The sequence below is a fragment of the Gilliamella sp. App4-10 genome (assembly GCF_001690495.1).
Taxonomy (GTDB): Bacteria; Pseudomonadota; Gammaproteobacteria; order Enterobacterales; family Orbaceae; genus Gilliamella; species Gilliamella apicola_G.
In genome coordinates this window covers 20,395-41,776 of sequence record NZ_LZGS01000008.1, presented here as the reverse complement: position 1 = coordinate 41,776, position 21,382 = coordinate 20,395, and the positions used below count along the sequence as shown (strand labels likewise).

Here is a 21,382-nt window from a genome sequence, read left to right as displayed (position 1 = left end):
TAACCTATTATTAGGAGTTCAAATGAAAAAAACGTTATTGCTAATTTCACTATTTATGGCTTCTTTATGTATGTCAGGATGTGATAAATCAAATAAAATACAAGATACCGACCTTATGCATCACCGTTTTGCACTAATTAAAGTAAATGGTCAAGATATTCCTTTATATGAACAAGCTGAGCTTATATTTGGAGAAAACATGATTATCACAGGAAAAATGTGTAATCAGTTTTCTGGTCAAGTTACCTTAAATAATGATAACATTAAAGGTGCAAGCCTTGCGATGACCAAAATGCTTTGTAATGATGATCAATTAAATCAATTAGATTATATTATTGATCAATTAATTACTGAAGGCGCTAAGATCAATTTAACCAATGATCAATTAACCTTAAAAGACCACGAAAATGAATTAATTTATCAACTTAAAGATTTAATGTAGCACATACATGTTATTTTTTAAGACTTTTTGATATAAATATATCTATTAATTTGAGATAAAAAACTTTATTTAAAATACTGTTAAGAATATAATAAGGATAATTTTTAAAGGATCTAACTTATTGATGAAATTATCATATTTTTCAAGAGTTTTATACGAATTTTGTAGCTATTTAATTAAAGCTATAAAAATCCTTTTAATCAATATTGCCAATGCTTTGTCATTGGTTTTTTTTTGCATAACGTTGGTTTATCGAATTTTTAAATTGAATTAAAACTTTAACTTTAACTTTAAATAAATTACTAAGTAGATATTATTATGAAAAAGACAAAAATTGTTTGTACTATCGGACCAAAATCTGAATCAAAAGAAATGTTAGCAAAACTATTAAACGCAGGAATGAACGTTATGCGTTTAAACTTTTCTCATGGTGATTATGAAGAGCATGGCAATCGTATTAAAAACTTACGTGAAGTCATGCAAGAAACTGGTTTAAAAGCAGCTATCATGCTAGATACCAAAGGACCAGAAATTCGTACTATTAAATTAGAAGGTGGTAATGATGTATCGCTTGTTGCTGGTCAAACGTTTACTTTTACAACAGATAAAAATGTTATCGGAAATACTGAACGAGTAGCGGTTACTTATGATGGCTTTGCACATGATCTTAAACCAGGTAACAGAGTACTTGTTGATGATGGTTTAATTGCCATGGATGTTAAAGAAATCAAAGGTAACGAAGTTATCTGTACCGTTTTAAATAATGGTGATCTTGGTGAAAATAAAGGTATCAATTTACCAGGTGTTTCAATTAAGCTGCCAGCACTTGCAGAAAAAGACAAAAACGATCTTATCTTTGGTTGTGAACAAGGTGTTGACTTTATTGCCGCATCATTTATACGTAAACGTTCTGATGTTGAAGATATCCGTGCACATTTAAAAACTCATGGCGGTGAAGACATTAAAATCATCTCTAAAATCGAAAACCAAGAAGGTTTAGATAATTTCGATGAAATTCTTGAAGCTTCTGATGGTATTATGGTTGCACGTGGTGACTTAGGTGTTGAAATTGCCGTTGAAGAAGTTATTTTTGCTCAAAAAATGATGATAAAAAAATGTAATAAAGCTTCTAAGCCCGTTATTACAGCAACACAAATGCTTGATTCAATGATAAAAAACCCACGCCCTACTCGAGCTGAAGCTGGAGATGTGGCAAATGCAATTATTGATGGTACCGATGCTGTTATGCTGTCAGGTGAAAGTGCTAAAGGCAAATATCCACTTGAGACAGTGAGTGTCATGGCGACTATCTGTAAACGTACTGATGGTACAATTCCTGCATCATTAGAATTAACATCAAAAGAAGAAAAATTACGCATAACTGCAGCTGTTTGTTGTGGTGCGGTAGAAATTGCTGAACGTCTGAATGCACCATTAATTGTTGTTGCAACTCGTAGTGGTAAATCTGCTCGTGAAGTTCGTCATTATTTTCCTAAAGCACGTATTTTAGCGCTTTCATCAAGCCAAAAAACAGTTAATCAATTAGCAGTAACAAAAGGTGTAGAACCTATTTTAATTGATTCAATCAACTCAACTGATGATTTTTATCGTTTAGGTAAAGAGATGGCAGTTAAAGTATGCGGTTTACAACAAGGTGATATTATTGTGATGGTATCAGGTGCTTTAGTACCAAGCGGAACGACTAACACAACATCTGTTCACCGTATTTAAAAATATATTTTTTAATCTATAATAAAATAAAAAAGCTAGTGATCTGCTAGCTTTTTTATTTACATAAGCTATTCTGTATAAAATTATTATCCATAGAGTTTAAAAGACTAAAATGATTAAAGAAAAAGTATATTTACCTAAAGAACTTAGTTGGTTATCTTTTAATCAGAGAGTTTTACAAGAAGCTGCAGATAAAAGCAATCCGCTCATTGAGCGAGTACGTTTTTTAGGTATATACTCCAGTAATCTTGATGAATTTTATAAAGTACAGTTTGCTAACTTAAAAAAATATGTACTTATTGAACAAGAACAAACGCATACTTCATCTAACTCTAAAAACTTATTGCGCCAAGTAAATCAAAAAGTTATTCAATTAGAATTACAGTTTGATCAACTCTATAATGAACTACTATTAGAAATGGCCAGAAACCAAATTTTTTTGATTAACGAAAGGCAACTTTCATCTTATCAAGAAAATTGGATAAAAAATTATTATAAAGAAAATCTTAGACAATACATCACACCTATTTTACTTGATAGTCATACTGAACTTATACAATTTTTAAAAGATGATCATGCCTATTTGGCTGTAGAAATTAGTTGTGAAGATAACATTAGTTATGCTCTACTTGAGCTACCGACAGATAATATTCCACGCTTTGTATTATTACCTTCAGAAGTTTCAACTAAAAATAAATCAATCATCTTTTTAGACAACATATTACGTTACTGTTTACCCGATATTTTTAAAGTGTTTTTTGATGCGAAAGAATTAAATGCTTACTCAATTAATATTAACAGAGATGCAGAATACGAGTTAAACACTGAGTTAGACAGTTTACTTGAGCTTATGTCTCAAGGTTTAAAACAACGTTTGACTGCACAGCCTGTGCGTTTTACTTATCAAAAAGATATGCCAAAAGCATTATTTGAATTATTGATTAATAAATTACGATTAACCGAACAAGACGCAATGCCTAGTGGACGCTATCCTAATTTTAAAGATCTTGTTAAATTTCCTGATTTTGGGCAAAAGAACCTATTAAATAAAAAAATTCCAAGCTTAAGTTATAATCGTTTTAAACAATTTCGTAATGCATTTGATACGATTAAAGAGCGAGATGTGTTGCTTTATTATCCCTACTATTCTTTTGGTCATGTACTAGAAATCATGCGACAAGCCTCGTTTGATCCTTCTGTTACACATATTAGAATGAATATCTATCGTGTTGCGAAAGATTCACGTTTTATTCACACAGCCATTAATGCTGCCAATAATGGTAAAAAAGTTACCGTAGTGGTTGAATTACAAGCCCGATTTGATGAAAAAGCCAATATAAAATGGGCTAAACGCTTAATTAGTAGTGGAATTAAAGTCATCTATTCACAACCAAAACTAAAGATCCACGCCAAATTGTTTTTAATTGATCGTAAAGAACATGGTGAAATTGTTCGTTATGCTCATATTGGTTCAGGTAATTTCAATGAAAGAACCGCAAGAGTTTATACTGATTTTTCATTATTAACGGCAGATCCCGCAATTACAGATGAAGTTAAAAAAGTATTTAATTTTATCGAAAATCCATTTAAACCTGTGTCATTCAATTATTTACTTGTTTCCCCACAAAATACACGTTTACGATTCTATGAATTTATCGAACAAGAAATAAATAATGCCAAAGCTGGTAAAAAAGCAGGTATCTATTTAAAACTCAATGCAATAACCGATAAAGATATGATAGATCAATTATATCGAGCGTCTTGTGCTGGCGTAAAAATTAGGATGGTAGTAAGAGGAACCTGCGTATTAGTACCGCAAATTCCTAATTTAAGTGAAAATATTACTGTCACAAGTATTGTTGATCAGTTTTTAGAGCATGCACGAGTTTATATTTTTGAAAATGATGGAAAAAAAGATACTTATATCTCTTCTGCTGATTGGATGCCCCGTAATATAGATAACCGTATTGAAGTGGGTGTAAAAATTTTTGATCCAATAATAAAATCAACTATCCATAGTATCTTTGACATACAGTGCAATGATAATGTAAAAGCTCGTATTATTGATAAAGATGCGGTTAACAATTATGTGCAAAGAGGTAATAAGAAAAAAATCAGAGCCCAATATGCTATTTATGATTATTTGAGGCAGTTAGAATTAATTGAATAAGGATTTTTAAGTGAATAAATTCAATGAATATGCGGTAGTGGATCTTGGTTCAAATAGTTTTCATATGGTTATTGCCCGTGTCATTAATGGTGCCATACAAATTATTTATAAAAATAAAAAAAATATTCATCTTGCCACTGGGCTTAATGCCAATAAAGAACTTAGTGAATCAAGCATTATGCAAGGCGTAGAATGCCTTGCGCTATTTGCCGAACGATTAAATGGATTTCCTTCCGAACATGTTCGTGTTGTCGCAACGCATACTTTAAGGGTGGCAAAAAATAGACATAAATTTTTAATGGCAGCGGCTAAAGTATTCCCTTTTCCTGTTGAAATTATTTCAGGCCAAGAAGAAGCTCGTCTTATTTATTTAGGCACCATGACAGCAGAATCAACATCGCCAACCGATACAAAACTTGTGATAGATATCGGCGGCGGTTCTACTGAAATTGCGATAGGCAAAGGGAATGATTTAACCCCTTTAATTGTTGCTAGTCGTCCCATGGGATGTGTAACTTATACAAAACAATTTTTTTATGAACAAAAAATTGATGCGGTGTTATTTCAACGAGCAAAACTTGCTGCTGAACAGCAAATAGAAAGCATGATCAATAGAATAAAAAAATTGAATATCACAGCAGCGTTTGGAACGTCTGGAACCATTAAATCTATTTATCATATCTTATTAGATCTTGGTGTCAGTGATGGTATTATCACACCTAAAAGGCTTGATGATTTAATTAGTTATGTTTTGGAATTTAAATCTTTTCACGATATTAATTACCCTTCGCTTTCCAATGAAAGGAAAAACGTATTTGTTAGTGGGCTAGCTATATTTAGCGGTGTTTTTAATGCGCTGGGGATAGAGGCCTTACAGTTTAGTTCATGTGCTTTACGAGAAGGCGTGCTTTACGAGTTGATTGATGGACCTAATTATCGCGATATTAGACAAAACACCGCACAATCGCTTTTAGAACATTACAACATAGATCAACGCCATGCAAAACAAGTTGTTAAAACTGCAAAATATTTATTTGCACAATGGCAACAACAAGCAACAATCACGATTCCATCCAGCCTTGAATCTATATTATATTGGGCCGCTCAGTTACATGAAGTAGGTTTAAAAATTAACTTTTCTTCAATTCATAAACATTCAAGTTATATTTTACAAAATAGTAACCTACCAGGATTTAATGAAGAACAACAATTACTTTTATCTACTCTTGTTCGTTATCATAGAAAGTCGATCAACATTGATGAATTACCTTATTTTAGCTTGTTTGAATATAAATATATAATATCGTTAATGCAAATCCTTAGATTATCTATCTTGATAAACAATCAACGAAATGCTGAACTCGATTTACAGGCGTTTCAATTGGAATTATCAAAAAGTAAACTAACCAAAGTGACCTTAGAAGTTAACCAAGAATTTGTTGAAAATAATAAATTGATATTACTTGATTTAGAACAAGAGCAAAAATATTGGAAAATGATTGAGGATTGGGAATTATCAATTGCAATTTGCTAGGCTATAAAAATTATATTTATACATAGAAATACCGCCAATCAATATGGCGGTATATACATTAATTAGTAAAAGAACTATCAGCTAATTATTAACCGAGGCCAATAATTTTCCACCATAAAATACCGACAGTAAATACGATAATCAAATTTACAACACTACAAATAAATCCTACTTTCCACCAGGTTTTTACTGGCACAAACCCTTCAGCAAATAACAATGGATTACGAGCATTGGCAAACTGTGTAATTGAACCAAAATAGTTAGTACAAATAACCAAAGCAAAAATTGCAATTAATGTTGGTACGCCAAGCGTAATAGCAATCGATAAGAAAACAGGGAATAATGCAGCTATATGAGCATTTCCACTTGCAAAGAAATAATGTAAATAAACATAAGCAACACATAAAATAACTAATATAAATACCCAACTACTTTCTCCTAAATGACCTTGCACTGCACTACCTATTGTGTCACCTAACCATTTTGTTACCCCAAGTTTATTAACTTGACCTGCCATCATGAGTAATGCAGCAAACCAAATTAATGTATCCCAAGCGGCTTTTTCACTTTTTATATCATCCCAGTTTAATACACCAGTTAAGATCAAAATCGTTAAACCAATAAACGCAGTGGTTGTTGAATCAATACCAAAGTTTTTGCCAAAAATCCAAAGTGCTAACAATAGTACAACCGTAACACCCATAATGATCTCTTTAGCTTTAATTGCCCCCATTTTTTTTAATTCTTCAGTGGCTAATTTTGGGGCTTCTGGTGTTCTTTTTAATTCTGGATTAGTTAAAAAGTAAATAACCAAAGGAATCACAATAAATGAAACTAAGCATGGCACAATTGCTGCAACAAACCATTGTCCCCAGCCTAATGTAATACCCAACGATGTTGTAACTAATTTAGCGGCTAATAAGTTGCCAGTAAACGCTGTTAAAAACATTGCCGAGGTAATATCATTAACATGGCTAATCGTTAACATTAAAAATGTACCAATGCGGTTTCTTGACTCATCTTTGGGGTTAGAATTAAAATTGATTGCTAAAGCTTCTGCTATTGGGTAAATAACCCCACCAGCACGTGCTGTTGTACTTGGAATAGCTGGCGCCAAAGCAATATCAGTGACAGATAAACCATAAGCAAGCCCCAATGTACTTTTACCTAAAATCTTAACAAGATAATAGGCAATGCGTTTACTTAAACCAGTCTTGATAAAGCCACGGGCAATCATAAAAGCAATAACAATTAGCCAAATAAGGCTGCTATTTAGTTCACTTAGCGATACTTTTATCGATTCAGCAGCGGTTATTGCACCAGAAGGTCTCAATACAGCAAAAATTGTAATCGCTAATAGGCCGATTGCGCCAATAGGCATTATTTCAGCTACAATACTGGCAATTGTTGCCACAAAAATAATGCTGGTTTGCCAACCTTCTTGGCTAATACCTTCAGGTGGTGATACAAACAACCAGAGTATCGCTGAAAATGCCACAATAATTATAAGTGGCAGCCATTTCACCGGCGGTTTCTTGACTACGTTCATAGTGTTTTCCTTTTTAAATTTAAATATTATTTAATTTATAAGAGTTGATTCAGTAACAATTATGCCACCCTTTGCTTTGTTGTTATTTTTATTTAAAATGATTTCTATTTTAAACAACTCTAAAAATTTCAATAAAATCAATTACTTTCCTGACAACTTTTGTGGGGAAGTTTATATATTAACTAACCTTACAAAACTGAATTTTTAAAAAGACTAATAAAATCAGTATTTTTTTAAAACCCTTTTTGATAGCAAATCAAATAATCAATCTGCTTTTATTTTGTATTGAGTATCAATCTTTTGAAAAATAAAGTTATCAGGATTTATTAATGCTATTGTTTTATTCTTTAACAAAAATATCGCTGATAAGTTTTGATGTTTTTGTAAATATTTACTGCTTTTATCAAGCCCCCATCCATAAAAAACAGTTGAATAAATATCGCCTTCCAATGAGGAATCTGAAATTATTGTCACGCTTTCTAATTCATTGTCTAGTGGATAGCCTGTTTGGGGATTAAATATGTGATGATAAAGATGATCGTTTTGCATAAAAAAACGTTCATAAATTCCCGATGTCACAATCGATTTATTTTTAACTTTGATAATTCCAGACAGCTTATCATTAGTTGAAAACGGTTTTCGGAGTCCTACATGCCAATAGCCGTTTTTATCCGTTAAGGAGCCCCCTAATGTTAATACATTTCCACCTAAGTTAATGATACCTTGGTACACTTGCTGTTCATGTAAAACCAATTTGATGACATCGGCAATATACCCCTTCGCAATTGCACCTAAATCAATTTCCATTCCTTGCTTTTTTAAAAAAACGGAATGTTTATTTGCATTAAGTTCGATATTTTTAGGATCAATTAATAATAGTTGTTGTTTAATTAACTTGGCAGAAGGAACTTTATAACCTTTAAAGCCAATTTTCCAAATCTTAACTAAAGGACCAATGGCAAGATTAAAGCAACTATTAAAATGTAGGCTGACTTTTTGAGCTTGTTCAATTAAAGAAAAAACTGGTTGGCTCACAGTAACGGCGTGTTTTCCTGCAGCTAAATTAATTGACATAACTTCAGATAAAGACCTATTAACGGTCAATTTATCCTCAAGCATTTTTATGGTTTGAAAAACCGTATGTGCAGCGGTTTCATTAGGCTCTAAGAGCGTTAATGAAACCGTTGTTCCCATTAAAGTTTGAGTATATTCGTAGCTCGAACTTACCATGTTAAACAAGCACAAATAATCATAGAAAAATTAACTTTTAATATAATCAGCAGCTTTGGTACCCGCTTGAATACCAAAAATAATGATATCTGCAACCGCATTACCACCAATACGGTTAGCGCCATGTACGCCCCCCACAACTTCGCCTGCTGCGAAAACACCTTGAATGATATTTTTATTTGCATCTAAGACTTGTGTTTGCGTATTGATAGTTACACCGCCCATGGTGTGGTGAACTCCAGGCGCAATTTTTATTGCATAAAAAGGACCTTTTTCAATTGGGTAACGTATTCCTGTTGTTCGACCAAAATCTTCATCGTGTTTAGTGATGACAAACTGATTGTAACGTTCTACAGTTTTAGCTAATGTGTTACCGTCAATCGATAATTGTTGTGCTAATTCTTTAATGGTGCTTGCTTGGGTTACAAGTTTATTTGAAATATATTCTTCAACAGCTTTGTTTTCATCACGAACTTGTTGATCAAACAAGATATAAGCATAATGTTCCGGTAATTTGATAATTTCAGCTGATACTTTATCCCTTGTATCAAGTTCATTAACAAATCGTTGACCTTTTTGTGATATAAGTATTGCGCCACCACCTCGAATAGACTCAGAAATTAAATATGAACTTGTTTGTTCAACCGTTGGATGAATTTGAATTTCCCCCATATCAACAGTTCCTGCACCAAGTTTTTCTAATATCATAATACCTGAACCAGTCGCGCCTTTGTGATTGGTAGTGACAAAGCCTTTGAGATCTGGACGATATTTTTCAACCATGGCAGTATTGGCACTGAATCCTCCCGTTGCAATAACAACTGCTTTAGTTTTTATAACATGAGTTGAACCATCTTCTTCTAAAACTTTAACGCCAACAACTTTATGGTTTTCGGTTGCAATTTCAGTAACCTTAGTATCAAGCATCACTTCAATTGCGCGCTTGTTAATATTTTTTACTAGGCCACTAATTAAAAATCCCCCTACCGCGGCACCACTTTCTGGACGGTGAGTGCGATCGATGCTCATCCCACCCGTTGTTGTAATATTGCTTAATTCAATACCATTTTCATCTAACCAATTAATGGCATCAGGTGCGTTTTCAACAAAATAACGTAATAATGCTGGATTATTTTTATTTTTTCCACCTGTCATGGTTTCTTTATAAAAGAGTTCTTTAGTATCTACAATACCTTTGAGTTTTTGGAACTTGGTTTCTGCGGCATTCATTCCAGCCGAGGCTTTATTGGTATTACCACCAATGACAGACATTTGCTCAACTATAACTACACTTGCACCAAGATCACGAGCTTGAATAGCAGCAACAAGACCTGCCCCCCCACTACCAACAATCACAACATCGAAAGACTGGTCATCAGGATTGCCACCTTCAGCAATAATTGCTGCTTTGTTAGATTTTGCCATTGCTTTAGTGACTGCTTTTTTAAAAGCCTCGCACTGAGTAGTTGCTCCCGAAATCGTATCAACATGCGGACTATTTGAACCAATAATTCTATTTTTAATAACCGAAAAATTACCTAAAACGTCATTATCAAACTCTTTCTCATTCACTAATTTTATATTTTTAATAAAGTCTTTACCTAATTCAACATTAATAAGGAATTCATAAGATTCGTCATTAACTTTCTCTTGGTAATTACCGGGTTTGAATTTTTTCACATTAAGATTAACATCACGAATCAAGCTTTCAACAAGAGAAAAATGCCATAGAGGTACAGGAATATTAAGAGCCTCACGCTTATCACTATCGATGAAGAGTTCTAGTTTTTCACCTTTCTTTATGCGATTTACCCAGTCAGGATAAGCAATGCAGGCTCGACCAACCGCAACTAAGTCATAACCATTGTTGATTGCATCATCAACATCACTTAGATTAATAACATTCCCAACACCCACAACAGGAATTTTAGCTAATGTTGCTGAACGCATTGCAACATATTTTTTGATTAAAGGAGTTGGATCCTGAGTATCAACAATCGACGATCTAAGCGTTGTTCCCATTGAGAAATGAACATAATCTAGCCCTTTTTTAGCCAATTTTTCAAGTAAATACATTGTGTCATCAAAACGAATTCCTGGGACTTCTATCTCTTCTGGTGAAAAACGATATCCAACAATAAATCTAGGGGTTGCATATTGCTTAACCATATTATGGGTAATATCTAATACAGCAAGAGGGAATTGAGCGCGATTATCACGATTACCCCCCCATTTATCATCTCGTTGATTTGAATTAGGTGAATAGAATTGTTGAATTAAATAAGTATTAGCACCATGAATCTCTACGCCATCAAAACCAGCCTGAATAGCTCGACGCACTGCCTGACCAAATTTGTCAATCAGTTCGTCCACTTCATCAGCAGTCAATTCAATTGGAGTAGCTGCATTAGGGCGTGGAGCTGCAATAGCACTAGGTCCGACAGGAGATTGACCACCAATTAACTTTGGTTCAACCATTCGACCACCATGGTAAACTTGAATAATTGCTTTAGAACCTTGTTCTTTGATAGCTTTAGCAATTTTTGCTAATCCTTCAATCTTATCATCACAATCTAAACCAATAGCGCCAGGAAAAGCTAATCCTTTATTATCAACAAATCCACATTCGACAATAACTGTTCCAATTTCGCCAGCTCTTACGCGATAATACTCAATCAGATCATGTGTAACGGAACCATCGTGAAAACCAGAGCAAGTTGTCATTGGCGCCATCACTATGCAATTTTTTAGTTCGACTCCATTAGGTAGGGTGATCGGCCTAAAAATATGTTCATTTTTCATTTTTATATACCTAATCATTAATATTTAACTTTCATAGTTATCAGTAATGATGACATTACAAATAATCGTTCTCTAGTTTCATTAGCTACATTAATCGTAATGTGTATCATTTTTTCGACGAATTTTTTTTAGATTTATTAATTAATTATAAAATTATTGATATAAATAAAATAATATTTTGCCTATTTTTTATACTCTATAAATCTTAAGGTGAAGAAGTTATAATTAAAAATCTCAAAAAAAACACTGTAACCTTTTCATTTAGTTACATATTTTTCATATTTTCATATTGAACTTTAATTTTGTTAGGATAAAATGACTAGAAATTAATACTATAGAGAATAACGTAATGTTTTTAATACCAATTGACAGATTAGATTCAAAACCAACTTTCTCTTCTCTATTCATCCTACTTTTCAATCCTCCTTTATGGAGGATTTTTTGTTTTAAAAACCTTTTACTTTTATAGCAAATTAATAATCGATTTTACTTTAAGAACACATATAATCAGGAGATATTATGAAATCTTTGACACCTTTTTATAATCCTAGTATAAGCTATGAAGATAATTATGCTCAAGGACCATTTGGAAGTTTTACACAATTAGATAAAGTGCAACAAATCTCAACAAAATCCTCAAAATTTTTAAATGTTGATGTCAATTTACCATTCGGTATGCCAGCGGGGCCTTTATTAAATGCAAATTACATCAAAGCAGCATTTGCTTATGGATTTGATTTATGTGTATATAAAACAGTACGAACTAAACTTCATAAATGCCATCCTTTACCTAATGTTTTAGCAGTCCATCCTAAAGGTGAATTATCTTGCAATTTAGATACGGTATTAGCTGATACTAATTATGAACAGCCACTATCTATAACCAACTCATTTGGTGTGCCTTCTTTTTCACCCGATATTTGGCAACCCGATATGGCAGACGCTGTAAAAACAGCAAGTCATGGACAATGTGTAATTGGTAGTTTTCAAGGTACACAAGGTAATGGCGATATAGAAAAAGATTACGCTTTAGCTGCAAAATTAGTTCGAGAAACCAATGCACCTATTCTTGAGGCAAATTTAAGTTGCCCAAACGAAGGGGCAAGCAAACTACTTTGCTTTGATATAGATAAAGTTGAGCGAATTGTCAATGCCATTAAAACTGCTGTACCGGATCGTCCTCTTATTTTAAAACTGGCTTATTTCCCTGATGATGAAAAAATTATTTCTTTACTAACCCGTGTTGGATCGATTATTGATGGTTTAAGCGCAATCAATACATTATCGGCTAAACCCGTTGATGCTAAAGGCAATCCGGCCTTAGGTGAAAATAGAAAAGAAGGTGGAATTTGTGGTGATGCAATTCGTTGGGCTGGCTTAGATATGGTAAGTCGACTTGCTAAATATCGTAAACAAATGGAGCTAAAATTTGCTATTGTTGGTGTGGGTGGTGTCAGCTCGAATGAACATTACCAGCAGTTTATTAACAGTGGCGCTGATGCCGTCATGAGTGCAACCGGTGCAATGTGGAATCCACTCCTTGCGATAGAAATCAAGAAAGACCTTTTGAATGGAAATGGTTAGTTGAAAAAACATAAAACGTTACGGGGTAACTTATCCTATAATCCCATTTCCAGTAATAAAGTTATATGATATTGCTTTATTTACTTTTACTAACAATAAAATTGAAGAAGAATTGATTAAACGGATGGGGGCTTGAACCCGCCCCCCAGCGTAACAGGCAGAACGCTAAAAGGTAATTTAATTAAAAAAAATTAAAAACAAAGATTTGCATCTATTGCAATATTTGATTGTGACACAATATAAAGTAAATTAAATTTATATAAAGCGTGGAATTGACACAAATATACCACAACGTCAACAACGATGACATTGCCGATTTTGTGATGCTATACTCTACTGTAGAATATAGAAAATTGATAGCGTTTTAGATTAGTCTAGTTTTAGTATTTATTAATTCGTTATCAACTAAAATGAATTCATCATTATCATGAATTGGTAATCGTTTCCCTGTCAGCATTTCAGATGTAAAAAACCAATGATTATCCGACAATTCAATCACATTATTATTACTATCTACTCCATCTTAGATTGCATGCTTGGGCAAATAGACATTCAATGAATGGCATTCATCCACACGCACTACAGGTTTTAGAAGAGTGGAATAAAGCTGATACCTGTTAGAAGATATGCTCATTTGTCTTCAAGGCATTTGTTAGGAGTTTCGGACAATGCTTTATCGAAAAGCGTCGCAAATTTGACACAAAGAGTACCGCAATGAGAAGTACTTTTACCGATTTCTTTAATCAATTGATACTCATAAAGAATTGGCGGAACGGACGGGGCTCGAACCCGCGACCCCCTGCGTGACAGGCAGGTATTCTAACCAACTGAACTACCGCTCCGCTTTATTTGATAGTTTTAATGTAGAACATTAAAGTAGGCGTGATATTAAAGATTATTTTTATTATCGTCAATAAAATTTTTAAAATTAACGTTTAATTGACTACAAAGCAATCACCTGTTCAAATTCCATAATGCCCCACCACTTTTTTTATCAATTTTTTTTAAAACAGTTTCATGTTCAAAAAGCTCATCTTTTGTTGCTTTGATTACCTTTAAAGGCAAACCGTTACGTTTTACTCTTTTTATTGCATTAAATTCAGATGAAAATGCATTATCATCCTCTGAACTGAAAGATAAAGTCGTTTGTCCCCCTGTCATTGCTAAATAAACTTCAGCTAAAATCTCGGCATCTAATAATGCACCATGCAGCGTTCGGTGAGAATTATCGATCTGATAGCGTTCACATAATACATCTAGATTATTACGTTTCCCTGGATATAGGCGTCTTGCCATAGCCAAGGTATCAGTCACAATACAATGCTCTGCGGTTTTAAAATCCAGTCCGCAAAGACGAAATTCATAGTCCATAAAGCCCACATCAAACGAAGCATTGTGGATAATTAATTCAGCGCCATCAATAAACTTAATAAAATCATGTGCTATATTTTTGAAACTTGGTTTATCTTTAACAAACTCGTCACTTATTCCATGTACTTTAAATGCATCTTCATCAATTAAACGTTCTGGGTTAATGTAAACATGAAAATGATTACCTGTTAAGCGACGGTTAATAATTTCAACGGCACCAATTTCAATAATCTTATGTCCTTCATAGTGATTATTACCTTCTTGGTTCATACCAGTTGTTTCTGTATCTAATACGATTTGTCGAGTGGAATTATGTATCACTTTCTTCTCTTTTATATCAATTTTTGGGGAAACACATTTTTAGTGGTATAGTTTAGCATCTAAACCCTTTAATGTTGATACCTTCATAAATGAAGATAACTGATAATTTGCTCAAATTATAGAACAACGGAAATAAATTAAAGATCTGCTAAATTATATTTTGAATTGAAATAAACAACAAATTTAAATAGGTCCCCAATAGTTATAAAAGAAATCAGAAAATGTTAAAAAAAATCGAAATCTATACAGATGGTTCTTGCCTTGGTAACCCCGGTCCTGGTGGTTATGCCGCTATTTTAAAATATAAACAAACTGAAAAAATATTATCGGAAGGCTTTTTTAAAACAACGAATAATAGAATGGAATTATTAGCTGCAATTGTTGCTTTAGAACAATTAAAGCTGCCTTGTCAAATTGAGTTATATTCCGATAGTCAGTATTTACGAAATGGAATTATCAATTGGATACACGGTTGGAAAAAAAATGGTTGGAAAACAGCTAATAAACAACCAGTAAAAAATATTGATTTATGGATAAGGCTTGACGATGCTGTTAAAAAACATCAAATTGAGTGGATTTGGGTCAAAGGTCATGCTGGACATATTGAAAACGAACGTTGTGATATTATAGCTAAAACCCAAGCTCAATCCCCTACTTTGCAAGACACAATATTTGAAAATATCTATACATAATTAATTTATGAAATAAAACATTTTTTATTCAACCTAAATAAGGTTAATTGCTTTTAATTTAAAGAATTAACTCATAACTGATGGTAAAAAACTAATATGTATCAAATTAATAGCATTGCATCTTTAAAAGATAACTATATTTGGATTATAACTAATACAGATAATCAAGCCGTGATTATTGATCCTGGTGAAACCGAGCCTGTGATTAATTATCTTAACAAACATAAATTATCACCTATTGGAATTTTACTAACCCATCACCATATTGATCACACTGGCGGTGTGAAAGAATTAAAAACTCGATATCCGGATATAGAGGTTTATGGTTCTCGTGAAATCGATTTACCAATCAATCATCTTATTAATCAAACTAATATATGTGTTGGTAATTTTAACTTTGATGTTATAACAGTACCAGGACATACTCTTGGGCATTTAGCTTATTATTGTTGCCCTTATTTGTTTTCTGGTGATACTTTATTTTCAGCTGGTTGTGGAAGAGTTTTTGAAGGTACTTATCAACAAATGCTAGATTCATTAAATAAATTAAAAAATTTACCCAATGAAACACTTATTTGTGCTGGGCACGAATACACTTTATCCAATTTAGAGTTTGCGCAAAATATGATTCCAGAAGATGAATATATTAATAAATATTTAAAATTTATTGCTAAAAAATCGATGTCCTTACCATCTACTTTATTAAATGAAAAACAAATCAATATCTTTTTAAGATGTGACGAAAAAAAATTGCAAAATAAATTTAATTTTAACAGTGAGTTAGAGTTGTTTGCTTTTTTTAGAAGCCAAAAGGATATTTTTTAGTTATAATAGGCAGCTTAAAACAACGAATAAATTAACAATATAATGAAGAAATTATTAATATTTACAATATTATGTTCATTTTTAGTCGCATGTCAAAATCATGGACCACGACATAATGCTGTTGTTAGAATAAAGTATTCAAAAAATACAGCGAAAAATAATAGAAATAGTTCCAGTAATTATGTATCTATAACTCAAAACCCTTGGCAGTTTATGCTTAATCAAATTGACGTTAATGTGCCTGAAAATAGCCGAGTTATAGCTGAAAGGGAGCGTTTATTACGTAATCCTCAAGGATTCGAAGCGACTGCCTTACGTTCTGAGCCTTACGTTTATTACATTATCAATCAACTTTATAAAAACAATTTACCAGTTGAACTGGCCTTAATCCCTCTTATCGAAAGTGCTTATGATCCACTTGCAACATCACCAGCACAAGCTGCAGGATTATGGCAATTTGTGCCAGTTACAGCGAGAGAGTATGGATTACTACACAATAGTTCATTTGATGCACGTCGCGATCTAATAGCTTCCACTAACTCTGCAATTTCATTGTTACAGAATTTAAATAATCGTTTTAATGGCGATTGGCTATTAACACTTGCCGCTTATAATGCGGGGGAAGGTCGTATAAGAAGAGCTATTGAAAAAAATCAAGCAAAAGGGTTACCTGTTAATTATTGGTCGCTAGATTTACCAACGGAAACCATGCATTATGTCCCTAAGATTTTAGCAATAATTGATATTGTTAAAAATAATAAACGCTATGGTATAAAGTTACCTGATTGTAATTATGAAAATTCACTTGTTAGAATTGATATGTCAAAAAATATTTCATTAGCTAAAATTGCAAATTACACAGGAATATCACTCAATGAGCTAACGTCATATAATGCAGGATATGTGAAACAAACTGTAAGTGGGCCTTTCCATTTACTTATTCCTTATGCTCATGCTGAAACTTTATTTAAAAAGTTACAAGCAGAAAATCTTGTTGCAAATGAAATTACCGAACTTTTACAAGATATTCCACATGGTAATATGCCATTTGAATTTAATAGCTCAGATTCAATTCAATACAACAGAATTACTAATAAAGATGATCGCGCAAGAAATGTAAGAAAAATTGCTTATCTTGTCAAAGCTGGAGATAGCCTTTATTCGATAGCTAAAAATTACCGCGTGAAAATTACCGATATATTGGAATGGAATAATTTAAAAAATTCTAGAGTCCAAGAAGGTGATGTCTTAACAATTAATCTTGCCAATGCGAATCCAATCTAAAATTTGCTAATAATGGATTATGATCTGATGCGGTTGTGCTAATAATTTCAGCTGTGTTAAGTTGTAATCCGCGATAAAAAACAAAATCAAGCGGTCTACCCATAAATGTCTTTCGCATATCAACTGAAAAATTAACTGACTTAAGTTCAAATGAACGTACAAATTGATACAACAAATGCAATCGCTGCTTGCTCCAAGCATTAAAATCACCCGCCAAAATAATAGGGCCATTATGCTCTTTTATTCGATTTAATAGCATATGCATTTGCTGTCGGTAGGCTTTTACTCCAATACTGAAATTAACAGCATGCATATTAGCAACTAATAATTGCTGTTTGGAATTACTAATAGGATAAATAGTAATCAAAGCAGATTTAGATACACGGATTAATGGCTCCCTTTCTCTAAAAGAAAAAAGTGAGGTTGGTAATGAATTAGAAATTGTCATTACTCCAACATAAATATCGTTAAAACAATATGCTGGGACATGATCTGCAATTTTATTATGTTGTGAAATAAAATTAAGCAACGGTGATGTTGCTTGGGCTTCTTGTAATAAAATTAGTTTAGTTTTATCAGCATATTGTTTGAGTATATTAATACAATTAGCTCTTTTTTGTTTAAAAATATTCCAAACTAAAATCGAAAATGGTGTGTGATCGATTAACGGTTTATTAACTATTATTTGTTGATTAGGCAAGATCAAGTCCACTTCATTGCTTGCCTGATATCGTAAAGTATAATATCGGTTTTTAAACATTTTTTTGATTCAATTTTTTCTTCAAGTATTCATCAAAAGATAAAGTATCACCCTTTTCTTTCTTTACCTGTTTTTCAATAGATAAATTGCGTTGTTGTACAAAATCACTTTCAGTTAATAATGCTAAAGGTTCAGCCATAAGTTGTTTTTTATATTGACTTGCTAAAGCTAAACCAAATTTTGCTGTCCCTAAGTCACTTATTGCTTGTAGTGTTCTAGCTGATAAAGTTAATTCAGGTTGCTCAAACATTAAATCTAAACGCTCACAAACATTACGGTAACTCTGCTTATCATCTTGATGATCTAAAACATTAGCAACACGTAATAAATCTTTGAATAATTGGTGTCCAACTTTGGCCAAAGGTTCGCGATAGCTATTGCAACCAATACCAATTTCAAGCCCTGGTTTTCGTCCTTCCATTATGACCCTATTCCAATTTAATTTGGCACACTCAAGTTCTTGACTGCTCATTTCAGGCGCTGGTGCTAGTGCACACCAAATTAAAAACAGATCGATAAATCGTATCTGTTCTTCAGTAATCCCCACCGGTGAAAATGGATTAACATCTAATGCGCGTACTTCAATATATTCAATACCACCACGTAAAAGTGCATCCGACGGCGACTCCCCTATCATTGCGACTCTTTTAGGTCTAATTGGCCCGTAAAATTCATTTTCAATTTGCAATACATTATCATTTAATTGACGATAGTGATCATCAATTTTAATGCCCAATTTGGCAAATTCTATTGATTTTGTTTGCGTTGCACGTTTTAGTCCTGCAACATATGTATCTAAATGGTTAAAAGTAATACCAAGCTGTTTTTGGGCATTATTGGTATATCCAATATCACTTAATCTTAAAGAGGTTGCATAAGGTAAATAACAATTACCATTTGTTTGTTTAATAAAGGCTTGGGCTTTTTGTGGATCTTGGATAAATGAAGAACACATCGATGGTGATGCACCAAATAAATAAGGAATAACCCAACCAAAACGATAATAATTACGTATTAAGGTAAAATAACCTTCAGAAATAACTGCTTTACCTTCTTCGGTGTTTTTTATACCTTCTTTTGCCTGCCAAAATGCGGTTGGTAACGAAAAATTATAATGAACACCCGAAATGGTCTGCATCATTGCACCATAACGATTTTTTAACCCTTGACGATAAATCGTCTTAAAGAGCCCTTCATTAGAAGTACCATATTGTGCAAGGATAATATCTTCCTCGTTTGCAACAAAACAAGGCATACTTAAAGGCCACATCATTTCATCACCAATATTTACGCTAGCATAACGATGCAAATCCCGTAAAAACGTTAACATATAATCAAGATTGGTATTAACTGGTGTGATAAATTCTAACATCGATTCAGCAAAATCAGTTGTTATCCAAGGATGCGTTAATGCTGCACCAATTTTCGAAGGAAATGGCGTTTTCGACAATGATCCATCAGGCAAAATGCGTAAAGTTTCACGTTCAATACCACGTTGAATACCTTGTAAAATGGTATAGTGTTTTTCTAACCAATTAAGTGCTTTTGAGACGTCAGGAATCATATTTTTCGCTTCCTTAAAATGAAATTATTTAATACTTTTATATTAACATAATTTAATATTAACGGTGGGTGAATTTATGACAACCCTTAAAATAAAAAACAAATTTATCTTGGAGAAAAGACATTAATAAAACCGTAATCTCCTATTTTTATTACAGTTAAATTAAACTTAAATGTTTGACTTCGTTTTAAAAGACCAACCATTGCATAGAATATTACGTTATAGTGTTTATTATTGGATTATTTATCTTTCCTTTGTAGTAAAACTAACACTTCCATATGCGAGGTATGTGGAAACATGTCAAATAACTGCACTTTTTGGATTTGATAATTTGATAATAATGTTAAATCATCAATTAATGAAAATAAGTTGCAACTTGAATACATAATATAATTAGGTGCTATTTGCTCCAAATACTGCATAAGTGTTTTGCCAGCTCCTCGTCTTGGAGGATTAAGTAGCACTAAATCAGGTACATTTTGTTGAGCTGTCGCATATTGTGTGGCATCAAAGGATTTAAAAAATAATTGGTTAAAGCCTAACTGTTCTGCTGATTGAGTTGCGCACTCAATTGCGTCTGAACTAATTTCAATACCTGTCAGTTGGATAACACTTTTAGTATTAAGACTAACACAACTTAAGCCAAAACCACCTACACCACAAAACAAATCCCAAATTGAGTGAATAGATAAATTTGTGACCCAGTCACTTGCAGTTTTATAAAGATTGCTGGCAACATAACTGTTTGTTTGAAAAAAACTTTTAGGCTTAATGAAAAGCGGAACGCCATTTAATGTCATAGGTAAAAATGAGGTATCGGTTAAAACTAACTCTTTTTCCCCTTCTAAAATAGCTGCATGATTAGGTTGGATATTTATTGAAATGACCTTTAAGTTTTGTATTTTATCTTGTAATTGTTTAAAAGAATTATTTATTTTCTCGACAAATTTGTGCGATTTTAAAACAAATCGCAACATAAAACAGCTTGTATTATTCTCTTTACTTTCAGTAACTATAACAAATTTCAACTCTCCCTTCCGCTTATTAATATTATAAGGCACAAGCTCCTGTTTACGGATGAAAGTTCGAACAAGTTTTAGGATATTTTGCATACTATTTGAGTAAAGAGGGCAATCACATAAATCGACTATCTGCTTATCTGTTTGTATCCCTAAAATAGGTCTTTCAACGGTGCCTAACACCGCCATTTTTGCTTTATTACGGAAAGCAAATTCATTACTAGCAAACGGAGCTGCAACATCATTAGGTTTAAATTGGGTTAATTGTTGTAACAGATTATTTTGTTTTTCTGCTAGTTGTGTATGATAGGGTTTATCCATCCACTGACAAGATAAACATTTTTTCTGCTGATAAAAACGACATTGCATTGCGATAAAACCCTTTTTTATAATGAGCAATTATATATATAAAACGGTTATATATAAAACGGTATTAAAATAAGTATAAGATTTTATTTTATACTAAAACACATACTTTCCTGAAAATTTTTTACAAAATTTTAT

At 32.7% G+C, this 21,382-nt stretch carries 15 protein-coding genes and 1 tRNA gene; 8 read left to right on the top strand and 8 right to left on the bottom strand.

Annotation, left to right across the window (positions count from 1 at the left end):
- Positions 1-22 precede the first annotated feature (22 nt).
- The 4 genes from A9G23_RS02190 to A9G23_RS02175 all read left to right on the top strand — a co-directional run bounded on the left by A9G23_RS02190 (position 23) and on the right by A9G23_RS02175 (position 5,877).
- The gene (locus A9G23_RS02190; RefSeq protein ID WP_065586074.1) at positions 23-442 is read left to right on the top strand and encodes an META domain-containing protein; all 420 of its coding nucleotides are present in this window, start codon (positions 23-25) and stop codon (positions 440-442) included.
- A gap of 318 nt (positions 443-760) precedes the next feature.
- A complete protein-coding gene (gene pykF, locus A9G23_RS02185; RefSeq protein WP_065586073.1) occupies positions 761-2,173 on the top strand; it encodes a pyruvate kinase PykF in 1,413 nt (470 codons plus the stop codon).
- 112 nt (positions 2,174-2,285) lie between these two features.
- Complete coding sequence (gene ppk1 / locus A9G23_RS02180) at positions 2,286-4,343, top strand: polyphosphate kinase 1 (protein ID WP_065586072.1); 2,058 nt, start codon at positions 2,286-2,288, stop codon at positions 4,341-4,343.
- A gap of 64 nt (positions 4,344-4,407) precedes the next feature.
- Positions 4,408-5,877, top strand: a complete 1,470-nt coding sequence (locus A9G23_RS02175; protein WP_081296902.1) for a Ppx/GppA phosphatase family protein — start codon at positions 4,408-4,410, stop codon at positions 5,875-5,877.
- Positions 5,878-5,965: 88 nt separating this feature from the next.
- On the opposite strand, the gene A9G23_RS02170 is transcribed toward A9G23_RS02175, so the two are convergent.
- The 3 genes from A9G23_RS02170 to A9G23_RS02160 all read right to left on the bottom strand — a co-directional run bounded on the left by A9G23_RS02170 (position 5,966) and on the right by A9G23_RS02160 (position 11,458).
- Positions 5,966-7,426 carry a DASS family sodium-coupled anion symporter gene (locus A9G23_RS02170; RefSeq protein ID WP_065586070.1) on the bottom strand — a complete coding sequence of 487 codons (1,461 nt, stop codon included), beginning with the start codon at positions 7,424-7,426 and terminating at the stop codon, positions 5,966-5,968.
- Positions 7,427-7,690: 264 nt separating this feature from the next.
- The gene (locus A9G23_RS02165; RefSeq protein ID WP_065586069.1) at positions 7,691-8,656 is read right to left on the bottom strand and encodes an FAD:protein FMN transferase; all 966 of its coding nucleotides are present in this window, start codon (positions 8,654-8,656) and stop codon (positions 7,691-7,693) included.
- A gap of 30 nt (positions 8,657-8,686) precedes the next feature.
- Positions 8,687-11,458, bottom strand: a complete 2,772-nt coding sequence (locus A9G23_RS02160) for a flavocytochrome c (protein WP_065586068.1) — start codon at positions 11,456-11,458, stop codon at positions 8,687-8,689.
- 519 nt (positions 11,459-11,977) lie between these two features.
- Between A9G23_RS02160 and A9G23_RS02155 the strand changes: the two genes are divergently transcribed.
- Complete coding sequence (locus A9G23_RS02155; protein WP_065586067.1) at positions 11,978-13,042, top strand: dihydroorotate oxidase; 1,065 nt, start codon at positions 11,978-11,980, stop codon at positions 13,040-13,042.
- Positions 13,043-13,807: 765 nt separating this feature from the next.
- Here A9G23_RS02155 and A9G23_RS02150 read toward each other — a convergent pair.
- A tRNA-Asp gene (locus A9G23_RS02150) sits at positions 13,808-13,884 on the bottom strand.
- 112 nt (positions 13,885-13,996) lie between these two features.
- On the bottom strand, positions 13,997-14,734 hold the full coding sequence (gene dnaQ, locus A9G23_RS02145; RefSeq protein WP_065586066.1) for a DNA polymerase III subunit epsilon: 738 nt from the start codon (positions 14,732-14,734) through the stop codon (positions 13,997-13,999).
- A 221-nt stretch (positions 14,735-14,955) separates the two neighbouring features.
- Between dnaQ and rnhA the strand changes: the two genes are divergently transcribed.
- The 3 genes from rnhA (at position 14,956) to A9G23_RS02130 (ending at position 17,535) form a co-directional block, all read left to right on the top strand.
- Positions 14,956-15,426, top strand: coding sequence for a ribonuclease HI (gene rnhA, locus A9G23_RS02140; protein ID WP_065586065.1), 471 nt, complete (start codon positions 14,956-14,958; stop codon positions 15,424-15,426).
- A 96-nt stretch (positions 15,427-15,522) separates the two neighbouring features.
- Positions 15,523-16,251 carry a hydroxyacylglutathione hydrolase gene (gloB, locus tag A9G23_RS02135; protein ID WP_065586064.1) on the top strand — a complete coding sequence of 243 codons (729 nt, stop codon included), beginning with the start codon at positions 15,523-15,525 and terminating at the stop codon, positions 16,249-16,251.
- Between the two features lie 213 nt (positions 16,252-16,464).
- A complete protein-coding gene (locus tag A9G23_RS02130; RefSeq protein ID WP_065586063.1) occupies positions 16,465-17,535 on the top strand; it encodes a transglycosylase SLT domain-containing protein in 1,071 nt (356 codons plus the stop codon).
- Here A9G23_RS02130 and A9G23_RS02125 read toward each other — a convergent pair.
- The 3 genes from A9G23_RS02125 to rlmC all read right to left on the bottom strand — a co-directional run bounded on the left by A9G23_RS02125 (position 17,507) and on the right by rlmC (position 21,247).
- Positions 17,507-18,295, bottom strand: coding sequence for an endonuclease/exonuclease/phosphatase family protein (locus tag A9G23_RS02125; protein WP_065586062.1), 789 nt, complete (start codon positions 18,293-18,295; stop codon positions 17,507-17,509). The two genes, A9G23_RS02130 and A9G23_RS02125, sit on opposite strands and share 29 nt — an antisense overlap.
- Positions 18,288-19,859, bottom strand: coding sequence for a glutamate--cysteine ligase (gene gshA, locus A9G23_RS02120; protein ID WP_065586061.1), 1,572 nt, complete (start codon positions 19,857-19,859; stop codon positions 18,288-18,290). The genes A9G23_RS02125 and gshA overlap by 8 nt, the downstream gene beginning before the upstream one ends.
- A 239-nt stretch (positions 19,860-20,098) precedes the next feature.
- Positions 20,099-21,247, bottom strand: coding sequence for a 23S rRNA (uracil(747)-C(5))-methyltransferase RlmC (rlmC, locus tag A9G23_RS02115; RefSeq protein ID WP_065586060.1), 1,149 nt, complete (start codon positions 21,245-21,247; stop codon positions 20,099-20,101).
- Between the last annotated feature and the right edge of the window lie 135 nt (positions 21,248-21,382).